Source organism: Pantoea sp. RCC30.1 (genome assembly GCF_058148845.1).
Map to the genome: position 1 here is coordinate 164,443 of NZ_JBXUHX010000008.1, position 19,592 is coordinate 184,034.

17 protein-coding genes are annotated in these 19,592 nt (G+C 56.9%); 9 read left to right on the forward strand and 8 right to left on the reverse strand.

Annotated elements, in window-relative coordinates:
• Positions 1–32: 32 nt before the first annotated feature.
• The 4 genes from purC to ypfH all read left to right on the forward strand — a co-directional run bounded on the left by purC (position 33) and on the right by ypfH (position 4,477).
• Entirely contained in the window at positions 33–746 is a 714-nt protein-coding gene (gene purC, locus AC2LB6_RS09885) for a phosphoribosylaminoimidazolesuccinocarboxamide synthase (RefSeq protein WP_010260002.1), read from the forward strand.
• A gap of 140 nt (positions 747–886) precedes the next feature.
• Positions 887–1,753 (forward strand): KPN_02809 family neutral zinc metallopeptidase, encoded by an 867-nt coding sequence (gene ypfJ / locus AC2LB6_RS09890; protein ID WP_090958789.1) that lies wholly within the window; start codon positions 887–889, stop codon positions 1,751–1,753.
• Positions 1,753–3,723 (forward strand): tRNA(Met) cytidine acetyltransferase TmcA, encoded by a 1,971-nt coding sequence (locus AC2LB6_RS09895; RefSeq protein ID WP_490093374.1) that lies wholly within the window; start codon positions 1,753–1,755, stop codon positions 3,721–3,723. Before ypfJ ends, AC2LB6_RS09895 begins: the two co-directional genes overlap by 1 nt.
• A 73-nt stretch (positions 3,724–3,796) precedes the next feature.
• Positions 3,797–4,477 (forward strand): esterase, encoded by a 681-nt coding sequence (ypfH, locus tag AC2LB6_RS09900; protein WP_490093357.1) that lies wholly within the window; start codon positions 3,797–3,799, stop codon positions 4,475–4,477.
• A 31-nt stretch (positions 4,478–4,508) separates the two neighbouring features.
• Here the strand turns inward: ypfH and AC2LB6_RS09905 are convergent, their stop codons facing one another.
• From AC2LB6_RS09905 to AC2LB6_RS09915, 3 genes are read right to left on the reverse strand one after another with little or no spacing between them, the layout of a single operon-like run.
• Positions 4,509–4,697, reverse strand: coding sequence for a YpfN family protein (locus AC2LB6_RS09905; RefSeq protein ID WP_003848800.1), 189 nt, complete (start codon positions 4,695–4,697; stop codon positions 4,509–4,511).
• 22 nt (positions 4,698–4,719) lie between these two features.
• A complete protein-coding gene (dapE, locus tag AC2LB6_RS09910) occupies positions 4,720–5,847 on the reverse strand; it encodes a succinyl-diaminopimelate desuccinylase (protein WP_490093358.1) in 1,128 nt (375 codons plus the stop codon).
• Position 5,848: 1 nt separating this feature from the next.
• On the reverse strand, positions 5,849–6,217 hold the full coding sequence (locus tag AC2LB6_RS09915) for an ArsC family reductase (protein ID WP_490093359.1): 369 nt from the start codon (positions 6,215–6,217) through the stop codon (positions 5,849–5,851).
• A gap of 412 nt (positions 6,218–6,629) precedes the next feature.
• On the opposite strand from AC2LB6_RS09915, the gene ypfM reads away from it, so the two are divergent.
• A complete protein-coding gene (gene ypfM, locus AC2LB6_RS09920) occupies positions 6,630–6,692 on the forward strand; it encodes a protein YpfM (RefSeq protein ID WP_376747919.1) in 63 nt (20 codons plus the stop codon).
• Between the two features lie 99 nt (positions 6,693–6,791).
• Here ypfM and acrD read toward each other — a convergent pair whose 3' ends face one another.
• The 3 genes from acrD to narQ form a co-directional block, all read right to left on the reverse strand.
• Positions 6,792–9,908, reverse strand: a complete 3,117-nt coding sequence (acrD, locus tag AC2LB6_RS09925) for a multidrug efflux RND transporter permease AcrD (protein ID WP_490093360.1) — start codon at positions 9,906–9,908, stop codon at positions 6,792–6,794.
• 168 nt (positions 9,909–10,076) lie between these two features.
• On the reverse strand, positions 10,077–10,706 hold the full coding sequence (locus tag AC2LB6_RS09930) for a response regulator (protein WP_490093361.1): 630 nt from the start codon (positions 10,704–10,706) through the stop codon (positions 10,077–10,079).
• A gap of 124 nt (positions 10,707–10,830) precedes the next feature.
• The gene (gene narQ, locus AC2LB6_RS09935) at positions 10,831–12,519 is read right to left on the reverse strand and encodes a nitrate/nitrite two-component system sensor histidine kinase NarQ (protein WP_490093362.1); all 1,689 of its coding nucleotides are present in this window, start codon (positions 12,517–12,519) and stop codon (positions 10,831–10,833) included.
• Between the two features lie 255 nt (positions 12,520–12,774).
• On the opposite strand from narQ, the gene AC2LB6_RS09940 reads away from it, so the two are divergent.
• The 4 genes from AC2LB6_RS09940 to AC2LB6_RS09955 all read left to right on the forward strand — a co-directional run bounded on the left by AC2LB6_RS09940 (position 12,775) and on the right by AC2LB6_RS09955 (position 16,808).
• Entirely contained in the window at positions 12,775–13,047 is a 273-nt protein-coding gene (locus AC2LB6_RS09940; RefSeq protein ID WP_031592576.1) for a YdgH/BhsA/McbA family protein, read from the forward strand.
• 280 nt (positions 13,048–13,327) lie between these two features.
• Positions 13,328–14,824 carry an L-asparagine permease gene (gene ansP / locus AC2LB6_RS09945; protein WP_490093363.1) on the forward strand — a complete coding sequence of 499 codons (1,497 nt, stop codon included), beginning with the start codon at positions 13,328–13,330 and terminating at the stop codon, positions 14,822–14,824.
• A 142-nt stretch (positions 14,825–14,966) separates the two neighbouring features.
• The gene (gene nudK / locus AC2LB6_RS09950) at positions 14,967–15,545 is read left to right on the forward strand and encodes a GDP-mannose pyrophosphatase NudK (RefSeq protein WP_136196802.1); all 579 of its coding nucleotides are present in this window, start codon (positions 14,967–14,969) and stop codon (positions 15,543–15,545) included.
• A gap of 189 nt (positions 15,546–15,734) precedes the next feature.
• The gene (locus AC2LB6_RS09955; RefSeq protein ID WP_490093364.1) at positions 15,735–16,808 is read left to right on the forward strand and encodes a DUF1176 domain-containing protein; all 1,074 of its coding nucleotides are present in this window, start codon (positions 15,735–15,737) and stop codon (positions 16,806–16,808) included.
• On the opposite strand, the gene ampH is transcribed toward AC2LB6_RS09955, so the two are convergent.
• Positions 16,805–17,968: a D-alanyl-D-alanine-carboxypeptidase/endopeptidase AmpH gene (gene ampH, locus AC2LB6_RS09960; RefSeq protein WP_175501440.1), complete on the reverse strand. Its 1,164-nt coding sequence runs from the start codon at positions 17,966–17,968 to the stop codon at positions 16,805–16,807. The two genes, AC2LB6_RS09955 and ampH, sit on opposite strands and share 4 nt — an antisense overlap.
• Positions 17,969–18,227: 259 nt before the next feature.
• A partial coding sequence (locus AC2LB6_RS09965; protein WP_490093365.1) for a transketolase family protein occupies positions 18,228–19,592 on the reverse strand: 1,365 nt, incomplete at its 5' end.

Sequence of the window (19,592 nt, forward strand, 5' to 3'; positions counted from 1 at the left end):
ACACCCGTTATTTCAAGTCTGGAGTGAACAAGATGCAAAAGCGAGCTGAGTTGTATCGCGGTAAAGCGAAAACCGTATACAGCACCGATAACCCGGATCTGCTGATACTCGAATTCCGCAACGATACGTCAGCAGGTGATGGCGCCCGAATTGAGCAGTTTGATCGCAAAGGAATGGTTAACAACAAGTTTAACCACTTCATCATGACCAAATTGCAGGAAGCGGGTATCCCGACCCAGATGGAAGCGCTGCTGTCCGATACCGAAGCGCTGGTGAAGAAGCTGGAGATGGTGCCGGTAGAGTGCGTGGTTCGTAACCGCGCCGCAGGCTCGCTGGTAAAACGTCTGGGCGTGGAAGAGGGCATTGTGCTCAACCCGCCGCTGTTTGATCTTTTCCTCAAAGATGATGCAAAGCATGACCCGATGGTCAACGAATCGTACTGCGAAACCTTTGGCTGGGTCAGCAAACAGAACCTGGCGCGGATGCAGGAACTGACCTTTAAAGCCAACGAGGTGTTGAGCAAACTGTTCGACGATGCAGGTCTTATTCTGGTCGACTTCAAACTGGAGTTTGGTCTGTTTAATGGCGAAGTCACTCTGGGCGATGAGTTTTCACCAGACGGTGCACGCCTGTGGGACAAAGAGACGCTGGATAAAATGGACAAAGACCGCTTCCGCCAGAGCCTCGGCGGCGTGGTCGAAGCCTATGAAGCAGTAGCACAGAGACTGGGCGTGAAACTCGACTGAGTTTGTCTTTAACGCACAAAGAAAGCACAAAGAAAATGGAGAGCCCCGGCTCTCCTTTTTCATTTTGGTGTAAAGCTGGTGATTGCTCCCTCACACAACTAAAATCATGCCATCTGAAAAAATGACTGAGGGAATACAGCATGCGCTGGCAAGGGCGTCGCGAAAGCGACAATGTAGAGGACCGTCGCGATCAATCGTCCGGTTTAGGCGGCGGAGGCCGTCAGATTCGTCTGCCGCGCGGTAAAGGCGGTATTGTGCTGCTGATCGTGGTAGCTGTCGCAGGTTATTACGGTTACGACCTGACCGCACTGCTGACGGGTGGAGAAGTCGCACCGACCAGCCAGCAGCAACAGCGCAGCGTCAGCGCCAATGATGATGAGGCCGCCAAATTCACTAAGGTGATTCTGGCGACCACGGAAGATACCTGGGGCAAACTGTTCAAACAGATGAACAAACAGTATGTCGCACCGAAGCTGGTGATGTATCGCGGCGCAACCCGCACCGGCTGCGGTACAGGACAGTCTGTGATGGGACCGTTCTACTGTCCTGCTGACCAGACCGTCTACATCGACCTTTCTTTCTATGACGAGATGAAAACCAAACTCGGCGCGGGCGGTGACTTCGCCCAGGGCTACGTCGTCGCGCATGAAGTGGGCCACCATGTTCAGAAACTGCTGGGCATTGAACCGAAAGTGCGTGAAATGCAGCAGGGCGCGAGCCAGACGCAGGTCAATCAGCTTTCCGTGAAAATGGAACTGCAAGCAGACTGTTTTGCCGGTGTCTGGGGACACTATATGCAGCAGGAGAACATCCTTGAAGCGGGCGATCTGCAGGAAGCGCTGAATGCCGCTGAGGCGATTGGCGACGACCGTCTGCAGCAGAAAGGTCAGGGCCGCGTGGTGCCGGACAGCTTTACCCACGGCACGTCTGAGCAGCGCTACACCTGGTTTAAGCGCGGGTTTGATGGTGGCGATCCAGGACAGTGCAACACCTTCGCCAGCAACTGATGATCCCCGAGCAGTTTATGCAACAGGCCGGTGTGCGTCGTCTGGCAGTCATCAGCGGCGACCCGGCCTGGTGCTTAGATCGGGCTGCGGAGTGGCGTGAAGCGCTCATGGGCGACTGGCTCGAACTGAGCCCGGAGCCGCTATTCTCTGCTTCCTCTGAAGAGTCACTTATGCACAAACAGCCAGGCGCGGTTCGCACGCTGCTTGGCCGTGAATTTCGTCATGCGATATTCGATGCCCGTCAGGGTTTTCATGCCGAGGCTTTCGCTGCGCTGGCTGGCACGCTGACCGCCGGTAGCTGGCTGTTACTGCTGGTGCCGCCCTGGGAACAGTGGACGCAGCAGCCTGATAGTGACAGCCTGCGCTGGGCGGACGCCGCTGAACCCATCCCAACACCACACTTTGTTCACCACCTGCAACAGCTGATATTAGCGGATGACCAGGTGCTGCTGGAGCGGCAGCATCTGCCTTGCCGTTTTCCGGCGCAGCCCGACTGGCCACAGTGGCACTGTCAGGCTCCGCAACAGCAGCAGGCGATACTCGATCAACTGATGACGCTGCCATCGGGTGTCGCCGTGCTGACCGCCGCCCGGGGACGCGGTAAATCGGCGCTGGCGGGTATGCTGGCCCGCCAGAATGGCCGTTGTCTGGTCACCGCACCGGCTAAAGCCTCAACGGAGGTACTGGCCACCTTTGCCGCTGAGCATTTCCACTTTATGGCACCCGATGCGCTGCTGGCGCTGGAGACGCCACCGCAGGCGGAATGGCTGATCGTTGATGAAGCGGCGGCGATCCCGGCACCGTTGCTGCAGGCGCTGGTTAGCCGATATCCCCGCGTGTTGCTGACTACCACCGTGCAGGGCTACGAAGGCAGCGGGCGTGGGTTTATCCTTAAATTCTGCGCTGGCCTTACGGATGCACACTATTTCACGCTGGATGAACCGCTGCGTTGGTCGCGTTTTGATCCGCTGGAGAAGTGGCTGAATCAGGCGCTGCTGTTTGACGATGCCTGCACGACTGCACCCGATTCCCCGGTAACCCCGCATCGGGTTGAACGCCAGGATTTCAGCACGCTGGAGGCCGCCTACCGTCTGCTGACCAGCGCGCACTACCGCACTTCGCCGCTTGATCTGCGCCGCCTGCTGGATGCGCCGGGTATGGAGTTGTGGCGGGCGGGCGAGGCACCTGCGTTACAGGGCGCGCTCTGGCTGGTGGAGGAGGGCGGTCTTGAAACTGAGCTGACGCAGGCGGTCTGGGCGGGCACCCGGCGACCGCGCGGAAATCTGGTGGCACAGTCACTGGCAGCCCATGCCGGTCTGGCTGAAGCGGCAATCCTGCGCTCGCGGCGGATCAGCCGTATTGCCGTGGCAGCCGAGCGACGTCGCCGGGGAACCGGCCAGCAGCTGGTTGCGGCGGCCAGTGCGGCTGCCGATCACGACTATCTCTCCGTCAGCTTCGGCTACACTGAATCACTCTGGGCGTTCTGGCGCGCCTGTGGGTTTATCCTGGTGCGGATTGGCAGCCAGCGCGAAGCCAGTAGCGGCTGTTACGCGGCGATGGCGATCCTGCCCTGTTCTGCTGCGGGCAGGGCATTAGCGCGCCGGGCGGCAGCACAGCTGGCGCGTGACTGGCCACTGTTGCGCCAGCACATTGCCCTGGAGCTGCAGTTTGAAGAGGCCACGGATGACGGATTGACTGGGTGGGATATCCACCTGGCAGCGGGGTTTGCCTGGGCACAGCGGCCGCTGGAGGCGAGTCTGCCGGTGTTGCAGCGTCTGGTTGAGGCCAGCGCCGCGCCCGCCCCTTTACTGGCCACCGCGGTTGCCGCACCTCATGCGCTAAGCGAGCTGGCCCGGCAGGCAGGCGTGAACGGACGCAAAGCGCTGATAGCTAAGCTGCGTCAGCAGGCGGCTTCAGCCCTGGAAAGCCTGGGCGTTACCAGGGATTCGCTGCACCGGCCATTGAAATAATTCGACCATCTGCCTCAAATTATCCTCATATCATTTTGTTCCTCGGGGCGTAGAGTGAACACAGGAGGTCAACATGACACTGAAATATGTAATCGTTCAACAGCCTGCCACCACAGCACAGCTGTTTCTGCTCTACCACGGCGTTGGCGATAACCCCGATTCAATGGGTGAGATTGGCAACTGGTTTGCGAAAACCTTTCCCGACGCGCTGGTGGTTTCCGTCGGCTCGCCTGGCACGGGGCGTCAGTGGTTTGGCGAAACCGACCTGCACGATCAGACCGTCCAGCAGCGGGTTGATGCGGCCATGCCGCAGTTTGTTGAGTCTGTGCGTCACTGGCAAAAAAAGAGCGGCGTGCGGCCCGAAGCGACAGCGCTGATCGGCTTTTCGCAGGGCGGCAGTATGGTGCTGGAAGGTGTCAAAGCGCATCCGAATCTGGCGGGCCGCGCAGTGGTGTTTAATGGCCGGTTTATTACCCTGCCTGAGAAGGCCACTACACGCACCACGATTCACCTGATCCACGGTGATTATGATGAGCAGATCCCGATGCACCATGCCCAGCAGGCGGAGCAGCGGCTGACCGCCTGCGGTGGTGACGCCACGCTGGATATTGTTGACGATCTGGCGCACGCTATCGATCACCGCAGCATGGAACTGGCGCTGAATCATCTGCGCTATACGGTGCCAAAACGCTACTTTGATGAGGCGTTAAGCGGCGCAAAACCCGGTGACGATGATGTTATCGTGATGATGTAAAAATGCCCCTGCTGAGCAGGGGCATTTTCTTTTACTTCTTCTTCGGCCAGTTGTCGTCGTCATCCCATTTATCGTTGAAATCACGATGCGGCGGCAGGTCAGGTTTGTTATCCATAAATTTTTTGTGATCGATGCGTTTCAGATCTTTATAAACGTTCATCAGCACGCCAACCATCAGCAGGATCACCAGGATCCACCAGTAATCTTTAATAAATTCCATTTGCTGCTCCTTAAAACCGCCCTCAGGCGATCAGTTGTTCCATGATGCGTTGGTACATCCGGCTCAGCATCTGCAGGTCGGAGGCTTTCACACACTCATTGATTTTATGAATGGTGGCATTCACCGGCCCCAGTTCCACCACCTGCGCTCCCATCCGTGCAATAAAGCGGCCATCGGAGGTTCCGCCCGTAGTCAGCAGCTGCGGCTTAATTTCATTATAGTGCGCTACAGCTTTCACGACGGCATCAACCAGCTTACCGCGCGTGGTCAGGAAGGGCTGACCGGAGAGTTTCCACTCGATGGTGTGACGCAGCTGGTGACGATCCAGCAGTTCTGCGACCCGCTGACGAATCATTTCATCGGTGAGTTCGGTGCTGAAGCGGAAGTTAAACTGCACAAACAGCTCGCCGGGGATCACGTTATTACTGCCGGTGCCCGCCTGGACGTTGGCAATCTGCATGCTGGTGGCCGGGAAGAACTCATTCCCCTGATCCCATTCTGTCGCGACCAGTTCAGTCAGCGCTGGCATCGCCCGGTGAACCGGGTTATCTGCCAGATGCGGATAGGCGACGTGGCCCTGCACACCATGCACAGTCAGATTGGCGGTGATTGAGCCACGGCGGCCATTCTTCACCACATCACCCACCACTTCGGTGCTGGACGGCTCGCCGACCAGGCAATAGTCGAGCCGTTCGCGGCGCGCCATCAGCCGTTCAACGACTTTAACTGTACCGTTGGCCCCGCTGGCCTCTTCATCAGAGGTGATCATAAAGGCGAGTCGCCCTCTGTGATGTGGACGCACCGCCACAAAACGTTCGGCTGCTACCACCATGGCCGCCAGCGAGCCTTTCATGTCAGCCGCACCACGGCCAAACAGCATGCCATCGCGGATCGTCGGTTCAAATGGCGGATTAATCCAGCGACTGGCATCGCCAGGCGGCACCACATCGGTATGACCGGCAAACGCCAGCGTTTCACCTTCGCCACGGGTGGCCCAGAAATTCAGGGTGTCGTCGATGTTCATCGTTTCAATCTTAAAGCCAATGGCTTCAAGACGGGCGATCAGCAGAGCCTGACATCCGGCATCATCGGGGCTGAGAGAGGGGCGACGAATAAGCTGCTGCGTCAGCTCAATGACCGGGCAAAACATATTATGACTTCTCCTGGATAGCATTCTGATAGGTGGCTTCGCTGAAACCGGCGAGCATGGAGCCATCCGGGGCGCGCAACAGCGGACGCTTAATCATGGCGGGATGCGCCAGCATCAGCGCTTTGGCGCTGCTGGCATCGGTCACCGCTTCTCGATCAGCTTCGGGCAGTTTACGCCAGGTGGTGCCGCGGGTGTTAAGCAGGGCTTCATAGCCTAGCGCATCGATAAACGCCTGCAGCAGGGCATCGCTCAGGCCATCGGCACGGTAGTCGTGAAAGTGATACTCAACGCCTGCGTCTGTTAAAAAGCGCCGGGCTTTTTTTATGGTGTCGCAATTTTTAATCCCGAACATCACCCACTGCGTGCTCATTGCCCGATCCTTATTTGTCCTGTGAGAAGAGAAAGCTGAAAATGCAGCTAAAGCGCGAGTTTAACATAGTGTGATCCGTTGCGGCATCTGCCCGGGCGCGGTAACCGGACCAAATATCATGCACGCCTTGCCTTCGTTTCGCCTCGGGTAACCGCTATCAATTTCGCAGGCAATCATTACTCTGCTCATCATTAAGTTATTAAGAATTTCGCTATGATGGTAAAATAGTCTACCGCTGAGCTTAAAAAAATTATTTTCAATCAGGTTAAGGGGTTGCTGAAATGTGCGTCAGCTTCCAGAATCAGCAACATTCATGTTTTCGAGCGGCTTGCCGATAGATATAACAGGTGTAAACGTATTCACCTGATTAAAAAAAGAGCGTACTATTGCCAGCACAATAAGAGAGGGCATTATGATTGACACCGAAATGGGAACCTGGAAAGAATTTATCGAAGCGATGTTACGTAACAAGTAACACGCAAAGAGAAAAGCAGGACTATTCCGCTTGCTGGAATTCTTAACACACACATAAATAAGGCGGCCACTGAAATCAGTGGCCGCTTTTTATTTGGCTCTAGTCGTGCGGCTTCTCTTTGAGCGGGAAGCGACGGCGGACCAGCACAAAGAACAGCGGGACAAAAAAGATCGCCAGCAGCGTGGCGGAGATCATTCCTCCCATTACACCGGTGCCCACCGCGTGCTGACTGCCGGAGCCTGCGCCGCTGCTGATTGCCATCGGCAGCACCCCAAAGATAAAGGCCAGCGAGGTCATCAGAATCGGCCGCAGACGCTGACGCGATGCTTCCAGCGTGGACTCCACCAGCTCGCGTCCACGGCTGTTAATCTCGTTAGCAAATTCCACAATCAGGATGGCGTTTTTGGCGGATAGCCCGACCACCGTCAGCAGGCCAACCTGGAAGTAGACATCATTCTCCAGCCCGCGCATCCAGGTGGCGATCAGCGCCCCCACCACACCCAGCGGCACCACCAGCATCACTGAGAACGGGATCGACCAGCTCTCATACAGCGCGGCCAGGCAGAGGAACACCACCAGCAGCGAAATGGCATAAAGAGCCGGTGCCTGCGAACCGGAGAGCCGCTCCTGATAAGAGGCTCCGGTCCACTGGAATCCGACGCCCAGCGGCAGGGCATTCACCAGCTTTTCCATCTCATCCATCGCCGTGCCGCTGCTGACGCCATTGGCCGCTTCGCCGACAATCTCCAGCGATGAATAGCCGTTGTAGCGTTCAAGACGGGGCGAACCGGTCTCCCAGCGACTGGTGGCAAATGCGGAGAAGGGCACCATTTTGCCGCTGCTGTTGCGCACATACCATTTGTTGACGTCGTCCGGCAACATGCGGAATTCGGCGGCGGCCTGCACATAGACCTTTTTCACCCGGCCACGATCTAGGAAGTCGTTTACATAGGTTGAGCCCCAGGCCGTGGTCAGGGTGTCGTTGATGGTGTCCAGCGACACGCCCAGCGCCTGCGCTTTGCGGGCATCCACATCGATCTGCAGTTGCGGGCTGTCATCCAGTCCATTGTGCCGGACCCGTGATAATGACTTATCGTTACCCGCCATCTCCAGCAGCTTGTCGCGCATTGCCATCATTTGGGTATGACCGATACCTGCGTGATCCTGCAGCTCCATGTCAAAGCCGGAGCTGCTGCCCATGCCGGTGATAGCAGGCGGACTGCTGGCTATTACCCGGCCCTCTTTAATCTTCTGAAATGCTTTAGTTGCGCGATCGATAATCGCGAACGAGGTGCGATCGACACCTGGCCGCGCTTCCCAGTCTTTCAGTCGTACAAACAAACGCGCCACGTTCTGTCCATTGCCGCCCGGACCTGCGCCGATGGTGGAGAAGACCGACAGCACGTTGGCCTTCTCCTCGGTGAGATAATAGTTTTCGACTTTGGCGACTACGCTGGCCGTCTGCTCAAGCGTCGCGCCTGCCGGAAGCTGAACCTGAGTCAGGAATACGCCGCGATCTTCCAGCGGCAGAAACGACGTCGGCAGACGCAGAAACAGAAACGCCATCAGACCGATAATGCCGAGATAGAGTAGCAGCCAGCGCCCGCCCTTCCGCAGGATGCCCGCTACGCCGCGTTCGTAGCGGTCAGCATTGTGATTAAAGTGACGATTGAACCAGCCGAAGAAGCCGCGACGCTCATGCTGTTCGCCCTGTGGCGCCGGTTTTAAGAGCGTCGCACACAGTGCCGGCGTCAGGATCATCGCCACCAGCACCGACAACACCATCGCCGAGACAATGGTGATGGAGAACTGACGATAAATGGCGCCGACGGTGCCGCCAAAAAACGCCATCGGCACAAACACCGCAGAGAGCACCAGCGCGATCCCTACCAGCGCGCCCTGAATCTGGCCCATCGATTTTCGCGTGGCGGCACGCGGCGAGAGTCCCTCTTCATGCATGATACGTTCGACGTTTTCCACCACCACGATGGCATCATCCACCAGCAGTCCGATTGCCAGTACCATGGCAAACATGGTCAGGGTATTGATGCTGAATCCAAAGGCATAGAGCACGCTGAAGGTGCCGAACAGCACCACCGGTACCGCGATGGTCGGAATCAGGGTGGCGCGGAAGTTCTGCATAAACAGATACATCACGCCGAAGACCAGCACGATCGCCTCCAGCAGCGTCTTCACCACATCGGTAATCGACGCTTTAACGAACGGTGAAGTTTCATAGGCGATTTTTGCTTCCAGTCCGTGCGGGAAGTAGTGTGACAACTCCTCAATGCGCGCCCGCACCAGCTTGTCGGTATTCATCTCGTTGGCACCGGAGGCAAGTTTCACGCCCAGGCCTGACGCGGGCTGGCCGTTGTAGCGGCTCAGATAATCATACTTCTCTGCCCCCAGCGCCACGGTGGCGACATCGGCCAGCGTTACTACAGAACCGTCGGGATTGTTCTTCAGGGTAATAGCCCGGAACTGCTCGGGAGTCTGCAGCAGCGACTGAGCATTAACCGTGGCGTTCAGCGCCTGCTTCTGCACCGATGGCAGGCCACCGACCTGACCCACAGCAACCTGGGTGTTTTGCGACTGAATCGCACTGACCACATCGTCGGTGGTCAGCGCGTAGGCAATCAGTTTGTTAGGATCGAGCCAGATGCGCATCGCATATTGCGAGCCGTAAGCGTCAACCTGACCGACGCCATCAATACGGCTCAGCGGGTCCTGAATATTACTGGCGACATAGTCTGAAATATCCTGCTTATCCATGCTGCCGTCAGTCGAGACGAACGCCACCATCAGAATATTGCTGTCACCGGTTTTATTGACCGTCACGCCCTGCGACTGCACCGCCTGCGGCAACTTGCGCAGCGCGGACTGCAACTGGTTCTGAACCTGCTGACGGGCTTCGTCGGGATTGGTCCCTGCGGTAAAGGTGAGAGTAATCTGCGCCTGACCGGTGTTGCTGCTGTTCGAGGACATGTACATCAAATTATCGATGCCGGTCATGTTCTGCTCGATCACCTGGGTAACGGTGTTTTCCAGCGTCTCGGCGGATGCGCCGGGATAGTTAGCGGTGATACGCACATTGGGCGGTGCCAGGTCGGGATACTGTTCAACAGGCAGCGAAATAATGGAAAGCGTGCCACACAGGCACAGCAGAATCGCCAGCACCCAGGCAAAGATGGGGCGGTCGATAAAGAAATTCGACATTAAATCGACACTCCTCAGGACTTATTATTATTAGTCAGGCCCACCGGCAACGGGCGCACAGGCAGAAAGATCGGAGGGTCTTTGCCACGATTTTCCGCCGCCATTCACTTTACGTGCGGCAGCGGGGGAAATCGTGGAGAAAATGAGGAGAAAATGTAAATTCGTTGGCTATTTGCGGCTTTCAAGCCACATCACCGTGGCGGCGACGCGCGAGCGGACATCCAGCTTGCGTAGCAGATTGCGGATATGCACTTTTACTGTCTCTTCAGAGATATGCAGAATAGCGGCGATCTCTTTGTTCGACAGGCCGCGCGCCACTTCCTGCAGCACATCCCGCTCGCGCTCGGTGAGCTGACGCAGAGGATCGGCGCTATGCTGACGATTATCCAGATAGTTGGCGACGCCCTCACTGAAAACTTTCTCGCCCCGCGATGCCTGCAGGATATGTCCCAGCAGGATCTCCGGCTCGCTGTCTTTGAGCAGATAGCCATCGGCACCGGCATCTACCATGGCGAAAATATCACTGCGGGCGTCGGAAACGGTCAGCACCAGAATGCGCGAGCTGATCCCTTCGTGGCGCAGCGCTTTCAGCGTATCCAGCCCGGACATCCCTTTCATATTCAGGTCGAGCAGAATGATGTCGGGTTCCTGACGGCGGGCTTCCGCCAGCGCTTCGGTGCCGTTGTTGGCCTCGGCAATAACTTCCAGCCGGGGATCGAGCGCCAGCAGCTGACGCACGCCGCGCCGCATCAGCGGGTGATCATCCACAATCATCAAGGTTAATGCCGACTGTTGCATATTTTCTCCGTTTTATCGGTCCAGACTGCGGCGGGGCAGAGTCTGCGCTCACGGGCACTCCCCCGTACCTGAAATAGCCTGCTGTCTGCAGCCGATAGATTGTTTTAATTAATTGAATAGTAAATTACGCCAGCTGCCGTACCGGTTGCGGTGGAAAGCGCAGCTCCACCCGCGTACCCCGTGGCTGTGCGTGAATGGTCAGATTGCCACTCAGGCGGTGGGCACGTTCAGCCATAATGGTCAGGCCATAATGACCCGGCGGTTCGTCGGTGCTGTTAATACCCACACCGTCGTCCGTAATCGTCAGTAAGTGCTCACCTTGCTCACTGTGCTGATAGTCCACGCGGATAACCTGCGCGCTGGCGTGACGAATCGCATTCAGCAGTGCCTCACGGGCGATCTGCAACACGTGCACCTGCTGTTGCGCCTCCAGACTCTGCAGACCGGTCTGATAGTTAAACTGTATCTCTGCGCCGCTCTTTTCCTGCAGCGAGGCGATCATCGCCTGCATCGCCGCCACCAGATCCGCCTGTTCGATGGTCAGACGGAAGGTGGTCAGCAGTTCGCGCAGCTGGCGGTAGGCATCGGCCAGCGCCTGATCGAAGTCAGCGATAATGGTATGGGCGGCGCTGTCCTCTTTATCCACGGTGCGGCGCAACAGGGTCAGCTGTATGCGTAAAAACGAGAGCGACTGCGCCAGCGAGTCATGTAATTCCCGGGCAATGGTGGCGCGCTCTTCCATCACCAGCATCTGTTGATACTGCTGTTGCGCCTGCCAGATCCAGATCGCGCGTCCCAGCATCGCCGCCAGGCTGCGCATCATCTCATCTGGCGGAGAGGCGCCCGCTTTCTGCCAGCGTAGCTCGCCAATCTGCTGATCATCCTGCTGTAACGGCTGACGTTGCCACTCTGCGTTAGCCTTTTCATCACCGGCGCGGAACCGGAACTGGTCGGTGTCGAGCCGGATCGCCGTGAGTTTCTCGCGCATCAATACATTGGTCAGCACCGCTTCAAACAGCGCCGGATGCAGCGGACTGGCGGTCAGCATCTGTGAGCTATCATAGAGCAGCGACAGCGTGTGATTCGCCTGGGTTAAATCTTCTGTTTTCTCGCGAACCGTGCTTTCCAGCAGTTGGTAGTGGGAATGCAGACGGGCCGCCATGCCGCTAAAAGCGTGCGACAGCACCCGCAGCTCATTCTGCTGCTCAACGTGCAGCCGCGGAAAAGCAAAGTTACCACTCTCGACGTAGCGACTCGCCGTGACCAGCGCATTCAGTGGTCGCACGACCTTCAGTCGGGTAAAGCGAATCGTCATCAGTGCCAGCGCCACAATCGCAATGACACCCACCAGGCTGCTGGCGGCCACCAGATGCATTTTCAGTTCGGTATAGCGTTGCAGGCCCAGCACAAAGCGATCGATTTCACCGACGTAAATCGGCACCTGCTGCTGGTACGCCACGCTATCGCCCTGTTGAAACTGCTGCTGCAGCGCAGGCCAGGCTGTGCGCAGTCGCTGGTAGCGAATGCTCACTTCACGTGGCACCCAGGGCCGATCCAGTTTTTGCAGCACCGGCGCATCCAGCGTTTGCTGATAGAGCGCGAAATGGTGCGCCAGGTTTTGCGGCTGACGGCTCGCATCCCAGGCCATGCGATAGCTCTGCATGCGCAGTGAACCCGCCAGATTGATCGCCTCTGCGTCGCGCTGACTGCTGAGGAGCGTGACTAAGGCCAGGCTGGTGGTAAGTAGTGACAGCAGGACAATGGCGCTGAGCGCTTTAGCGATGCTTTGAGTAACGGAACGTTTTACGATCACATAGATGGCCCTGTTCAGAGTGCGGGAATTATAAGAGCGCAGTAACGTAACGCAAATGATCCATCTCCTGTTTATCGCACAGGACGTAACACATCGCACACAAAATGACCGCGGCTGACAGTTCCCAGGATGCGCTACGGTTTTACGGTTAAAAAAGGGACAGTTTTACATCTGCCCGATGTTGCTTTTCATTGCAGCGTTAATAATCCCTTCAGTCATCAGCTCAACCCCGATCACACATTTAAGGAGCATCCAATGAAAAAGCTGAATGCTGTACTGGCGGGTGCATTACTGGCTACCGCCTCATTTGCTACTTTCGCCGCCACGCCCGTCGATCAGTCGCAGGCGCAGAGTATGCAGAGCATCGGCAGCGTTTCGGTCTCCGGCGTTCGTGGCTCGCTGGACGATGCTAATCGCCAGCTGTCGCAAAAAGCGGAAGAGATGGGCGCCAGCCATTACCGTGTTATCGGTGTCGATAATCCAGGCGATTCCAGCCTGTGGAGCGGCACCGCAGAGATTTATCGCTAACCCAACCCTCCTGTTTCCATCCCTGTAGCTTTTACCGGCCTGAAAATGGCCGGTTTTTTTGTTTTTGTGCATCAGGATGGATTCTTACAAATCAGCCTGTGCATCTGCCCGGTATATTTTGCTTCGTTCTTGCAGAACGGGTAGGATTCATCGCCGTAAATTCCCGCGTTGCCCGGCACTCACTCACGGGCAAAGGCACAGAGGAAAATCCCCCATTTTGCAGGACGTTACGTTCGCACTGGGGAGACGACGACTGATGGTCCGGACAAACAGGAATGCTATGAAATCTAAAAAGAAAACCCCAGGCGAGATGCGCGCTGCGAAACGCCGCTGGCTGAACTCTCATGATGCTGGCTACCAGAAAGCGATGGGTAACCGTCATGTACAGATGATTGCGATCGGCGGTGCTATCGGCACCGGTTTGTTCCTGGGTGCAGGTGGCCGTCTGCAGGCTGCTGGCCCCGCCTTAGCCATCATCTATCTGGTGTGTGGCATCTTCTCCTTCTTCATTCTGCGTGCACTGGGCGAACTGGTTTTACATCGTCCCAGCAGCGGCAGTTTCGTCTCCTACGCCCGTGAATTCCTGGGTGAGAAAGCCTCCTACGTGGCGGGCTGGATGTATTTCGTTAACTGGGCAATGACCGGTATCGTCGATATCACCGCCGTCGCGCTCTACATGCACTACTGGGGCGCGTTTGGTGATGTGCCGCAGTGGGTGTTTGCCCTGGGCGCGCTGGCGATAGTCGGCACCATGAACATGATCGGCGTTAAGTGGTTTGCCGAGATGGAGTTCTGGTTCGCGCTGGTGAAAGTGCTGGCGATTGTGATCTTCCTGGTGGTGGGCGTGGTGTTCCTTGGCACCGGCAAACCGCTGGATGGCAACAGCACCGGCTTCCATCTGATCACTGATAACGGCGGCATGTTCCCGCACGGCTTACTGCCTGCTCTGGTGCTGATTCAGGGTGTGGTGTTCGCCTTTGCCTCTATCGAACTGGTGGGTACGGCGGCTGGCGAATGTAAAGACCCGAAAACCATGCTGCCGAAAGCGATCAACAGCGTTATCTGGCGTATTGGCCTGTTCTACGTTGGCTCTGTGGTCCTGCTGGTGCTGCTGCTGCCATGGAACGCCTACCAGGCGGGTCAGAGTCCGTTTGTGACCTTCTTCTCTAAGCTGGGCGTGCCTTACGTTGGCAGCATCATGAATATCGTGGTCCTGAGCGCGGCGCTCTCCAGCCTGAACTCCGGCCTCTACTCGACCGGGCGTATTCTGCGCTCCATGTCGATGGGGGGCTCTGCACCGAAATTCATGTCGAAGATGAACGGTCAGCAGGTCCCTTATGCCGGTATTCTGGTTACCATCGCCGTCTATGTGGTTGGCGTAGTGCTTAACTACTATGTGCCTTCTCGGGTGTTTGAGATCGTCCTGAACGTTGCCTCGCTGGGCATTATCTCCTCCTGGGCCTTTATCGTGGTTTGCCAGCTGCGTCTGCGCAAAGCGATTAAAGAGGGCAAGGCGGATGATGTCAGCTTCAAGCTGCCAGGTGCACCGTTTACCTCATGGCTGACGCTGCTGTTCCTGTTCAGCGTACTGGTGCTGATGGCATTCGACTACCCGAACGGGACTTACACCATCGCCTCCATTCCGCTGATTGCGCTGTTGCTGGTGCTGGGATGGTTTGGCGTGCGTAAGCGTGTTCATGCCGTCGCGCAGACCGAACAGGATCATCACGAAGAGGAACCTCAGCCGACTCGTCTGGCTGACGACACCTCACGCTGATACGTTCTGCAACAAAAAAGCCAGCCCTCGGGCTGGCTTTTTTGTGGCCGTAAATCGACACGTTGTGACGCGAATTAGGATAGTTTTCCTGCCGGCTTGCCCCTATGATGAACGACTCCCTTTATGCGGTAGCGGAGTCTCCATGTCGTTTAAGATCAATATCATCAAAGATAAGCTCCTGTCTGAAAACTGGTTTGTGCTGCGTAACTACACCTATGACATCACCGATCGCCGTGGCGAGGTTATCCGCCATAAACGCGAAGTCTACGATCGTGGAAACGGGGCGACCATCCTGCTTTATAACCGTGAAAAGAACAGCGTGGTCCTGACGCGCCAGTTCCGCATCGCCACTTACGTCAACGGCAACGACGGCGGCATGTTAATCGAAGCCTGCGCGGGCTTGCTGGACGACGACTCCCCGGAAGATTGCATCCGCAAAGAGGCGATTGAAGAGACTGGTTATGCGGTGGGCGAGGTGGAGAAACTCTATGCCTGCTATATGTCGCCCGGCGGCGTGACCGAACTGATCCACTTTTTCGCAGCGGTTTATAATGAATCGCTGCGCGATAACGCAGGTGGTGGCGTCGAAGATGAGTCAATCGACGTGCTGGAACTCAGTTTCCCTGATGCGCTGGCGATGGTCGCCGATGGCCGCATTCGCGATGGCAAAACTATTATGCTGTTGCAGCATGCGCAGATTGCGGGCTGGCTGAAGCCATAGTAAACCGTGCTGTAAAGCCTGTTGCCGCGCGACAGCGTTGAAAGTGGAAGGCCGAGGCTTTATCCATTTTATGCACGCTTTTTAAGCAGTTAACTGCGCTTTTTGCACAGGTTCACAGAATGCGAACCCTACCAGGCCCGTTGATGCGCTATCCTCTCCATTCTGGGTATTCGGGGATCGATCTTCTTAATGTCGTATTGGATGAAATCGCTGTGGCTGTTGCCGTCTCTATGGATTGCCTGTGTGCAGGCGGAACCGTTGCAAAAGTCATTCAACGACTGGCAAATCACCTGCAACAATGAAGCCTTTTGCGTGGCACGCAATATCCCGGGCGACAAAGGGCTGGTGATGACGATTTCGCGTCATGCGGGCGTCAACGATCGCCCTTTGCTGCGAATCGACTATGGCAGCGCCTACAGTGGCGCTCTGCCTGGCGGTCCGCTTCAGGATAACCTGCTGCTCGACCAGCGCCGCCTGAAACCCGACCTCAAACACTGGACGGTAGAACCCCATCATCTCGCTACCAGCAATGCCATCGCCATTGATGAGTTTCTTGATCTGGTGATGGAGGCTAAAACCTTACAGCTTACTTTTGATCCCAATGCGCTGATCTCCCTGCGCGGTATGAAAGCCGCGCTGCTGCTGATGGATGACACCCAGGGGCGCGTCAACAGCAGCAGCGCGTGGATCAAGCGTGGCGATCGTGCCAGCTGGGATGTTCCGCCGCCGCCTGCGCTGCCGCCATTGCCGCCTGCTCTCGAGCCGCCCGCGGCATTGACGCGCGATGAGACCAGCGGATTAATTGATTACGGCACCTGGCGGGTCAATACCGACTCCTGCTCACTCGATCCGCTTCGCCGTGAAGTCAGTGTTGCGCCTCTCACCAACCAGCGCGCGCTGCTGCTGGTGAGTTGTGAAATGGGGGCCTATAACGTCATCGATCTGGCGTTTGAAGTGACGCGCACCCAACCTTACGTGGCGCGCGGCATCACCTTAACTCTGCCGTTTACGCCTCCGGGAGCCAGCGATCGACAGCTTGAGCTGATTAATGCGGAATATGATGCGGCCAGCGGCCAGCTCTACACCTTTGGTAAAGGACGTGGATTAGGTGACTGTGGCAGGGCCACGCGCTGGCAGTTTGATGGCAAGCGTTTTGTGTTAGCGGAGTATGCGGAAGAGTCGACCTGTGACGCCTGGCACAGCAGTGATGACTGGCCAACCCTGTGGGTCAGCCAGTCTGACGGTGGCGTACAGCAGCGTTAAGGAATAGCCTGGACCATCATTGGTGAGCCAAGCTGGTTACCGACCAGTTCGGCCAGCATATTGTTCACGCCGTCGCTCATTGGCGTGAAGCGGGTCAGCGGCGATCGCGTCACCACCACAAAGACCCCAACGTTATGCTGCGGCACCATCGCCATATAGGTGATGAAACCGCCGCCGCCACCGGTTTTCTGGATGATGCCAGGGCGACCATTTTTCGGCCCCATAAAGACCCAGCCCATACCCAGCGCATCCGCTTTACCTGGCACATCCATGCCTTCGACTTTGTTTAGCTGATCGCGACGATAAATCAGCGTCTGCAGCCGGTCGATCTGTGGCGTGCGATGGTTAACCGAAGAGTTCAGGAACTGCTGCATCCAACGGCCCATATCATCCGGCGTGGAGTACACACCGCCGCTGCCAATCGCTGCCAGCGTGTTATTGCACGGACTGGCCCCTTTCTCAGCTACCATCAGGCGTCCACACTGCTCAGGCGACGGCGTAAAGGTAGTGTCTTTCATGCCGAGCGGACGGGTAATCAGCTGCTGAAACAACGCCGGATAGGGTGTGCCAGCGGCGCGCGACAGCGCATCGCTCAGCAGATCGTAGCCTAGGTTGGAGTAGGCGGCACTGCTGCCCGGAGCCGCTTTTAGGTTAGCGCGCGCCAGCCACGCCCAGCGTTCACTTTTCGTCGGCCAGACGAACACCGGACGCTGCGCTTTGCCGCCTGGCTGTTCGCGCGGCAGTCCGCTGGTGTGGGTCGATAGATTAATCAGGCGAATCGCCTGACCATTGTAAGTCGGCACGCGTGCTCCCGGTGGCGCATATTTACTCAGGGGATCGTCGAGGCGAATTTGTCCGCGCTCAGCCATCTTCACCATCACTTCACTGGTCATCAGCTTACTCAATGACGCGATGCGAATCAGCGAATCTTTCTGCGGACGGACATTGTTGCCGGGACGTGTTTCACCGAAGCTGGCGAACACCCGCTGATTGCCATCAATCGCCACCAGCGCCATGCCGGTTGCACCACTGCCATAAAAGATATGTTCCGCATAGCGATCAACAATCTGAGAGGCCAGCAGTGGATCGGGCGCGACCTGCGCCATGCTTTTTAAAGGAAGCAGTGAAACCATCAGGGCCAGTAAATAGGGTGTGCGCATGTTCAACGGAAGTGGCTTCGCTATAAAATCGGAGGAAATCTGCCTTTACTCATCAGGATGCACTTGGTCGGTGAGCCGCGTTATCCCGGCAGGAACATCAGCAGGAACAGACGGACAGCCAGTGCACAGGCAGCATTAAGTATGACGGCTCTATAGTAATCAGTTTGCGCGAGGCGGGAAGAGGGGAATAGAGATATTTTTCTGTTTCAGGCTATAAGATGAAATGGCCCTTCCCGGTGAGCCGGGAAGGGCAGAGGCATTACACTGGCTTGAGTAATGCTTCAGCGTGGCTGACGATATTCTCTACAGTGAAGCCAAACTCGGCGAACAGCTGACTGGCCGGTGCTGACTCCCCAAAGGTGGTCATACCGACAATCGCCCCATCAAGTCCGACATACTTGAACCAGTAGTCAGCGATACCCGCTTCGACTGCGACACGCGCTTTCACGTTGCTGGGCAGAACGGATTCGCGGTAAGCGGCATCCTGCGCATCGAACAGGTCAGTTGAAGGCAGTGAAACCACCCGCACCTTGTGACCGCCGGTGGTCAGCTTCTCTGCTGCACCCAGGGTGATCTCAATTTCTGAACCGGTCGCGATCAGAATCACTTCTGGTGTGCCGTCGCAATCTTTCAGCACGTAGCCGCCGCGTTTGATGTTTTCGATCTGCTCCGGGGTACGCTCCGGCTGCAGCAGATTCTGACGGGAGAGGATCAGCGCGGTCGGGCCGTGATGGCGTTCGACGGCGGCTTTCCACGCCACGGCAGTTTCTACCTGATCGCACGGACGCCATACACTCATGTTTGGCGTCAGACGCAGGCTGGCGATCTGCTCAACCGGCTGGTGCGTCGGGCCATCTTCGCCCAAACCGATGGAGTCATGGGTGTAGACCAGAATCTGGCGTGCCTTCATCAGCGCCGCCATACGCGCTGCGTTTCGCGCATATTCGACAAACATCAGGAAGGTCGCGGTGTAGGGGACGAAACCGCCATGGTGCGCGATACCGTTACCAATCGCCGTCATACCGAACTCACGCACGCCGTAGTGAATATAGTTACCGGCGGGATCTTCTTTGATCGATTTGGAGCCTGACCAGATAGTGAGGTTACTCGGTGCCAGGTCAGCAGAACCGCCCAGGAATTCCGGCAGCATTTTACCGTACGCTTCCAGCGAGTTTTGTGACGCTTTACGGCTGGCGATTTTCTGCGGGTTAGCCTGCAACTCCTGAATGAAACGGGTCGCTTCGGTTTCCCAGTTGGCAGGCATTTCGCCATTCATGCGGCGCTCATACTCTTTTGCCAGCTCTGGATGGGCTTCCTTATAAGCGGCAAATTTTGCATCCCAGGCTTTTTCACGTTCAGCACCCGCCGCTTTGGCATCCCATTGCTGATAGATCTCAGCTGGAATTTCAAATGCCGGATAGTTCCAGCCGAGCTGCTTACGGGTCAGGGCAACTTCGGCCTCACCCAGCGCTGCGCCGTGCGACTCTTCTTTACCGGCTTTGTTCGGGGAACCGAAACCGATAATGGTGCGGCAGATAATCAGTGAAGGCTTATCGGTGACACTCTGCGCTTCTTTGATTGCTTCACGAATCGCATTGGCGTCATGTCCGTCGATGTCGCCAAT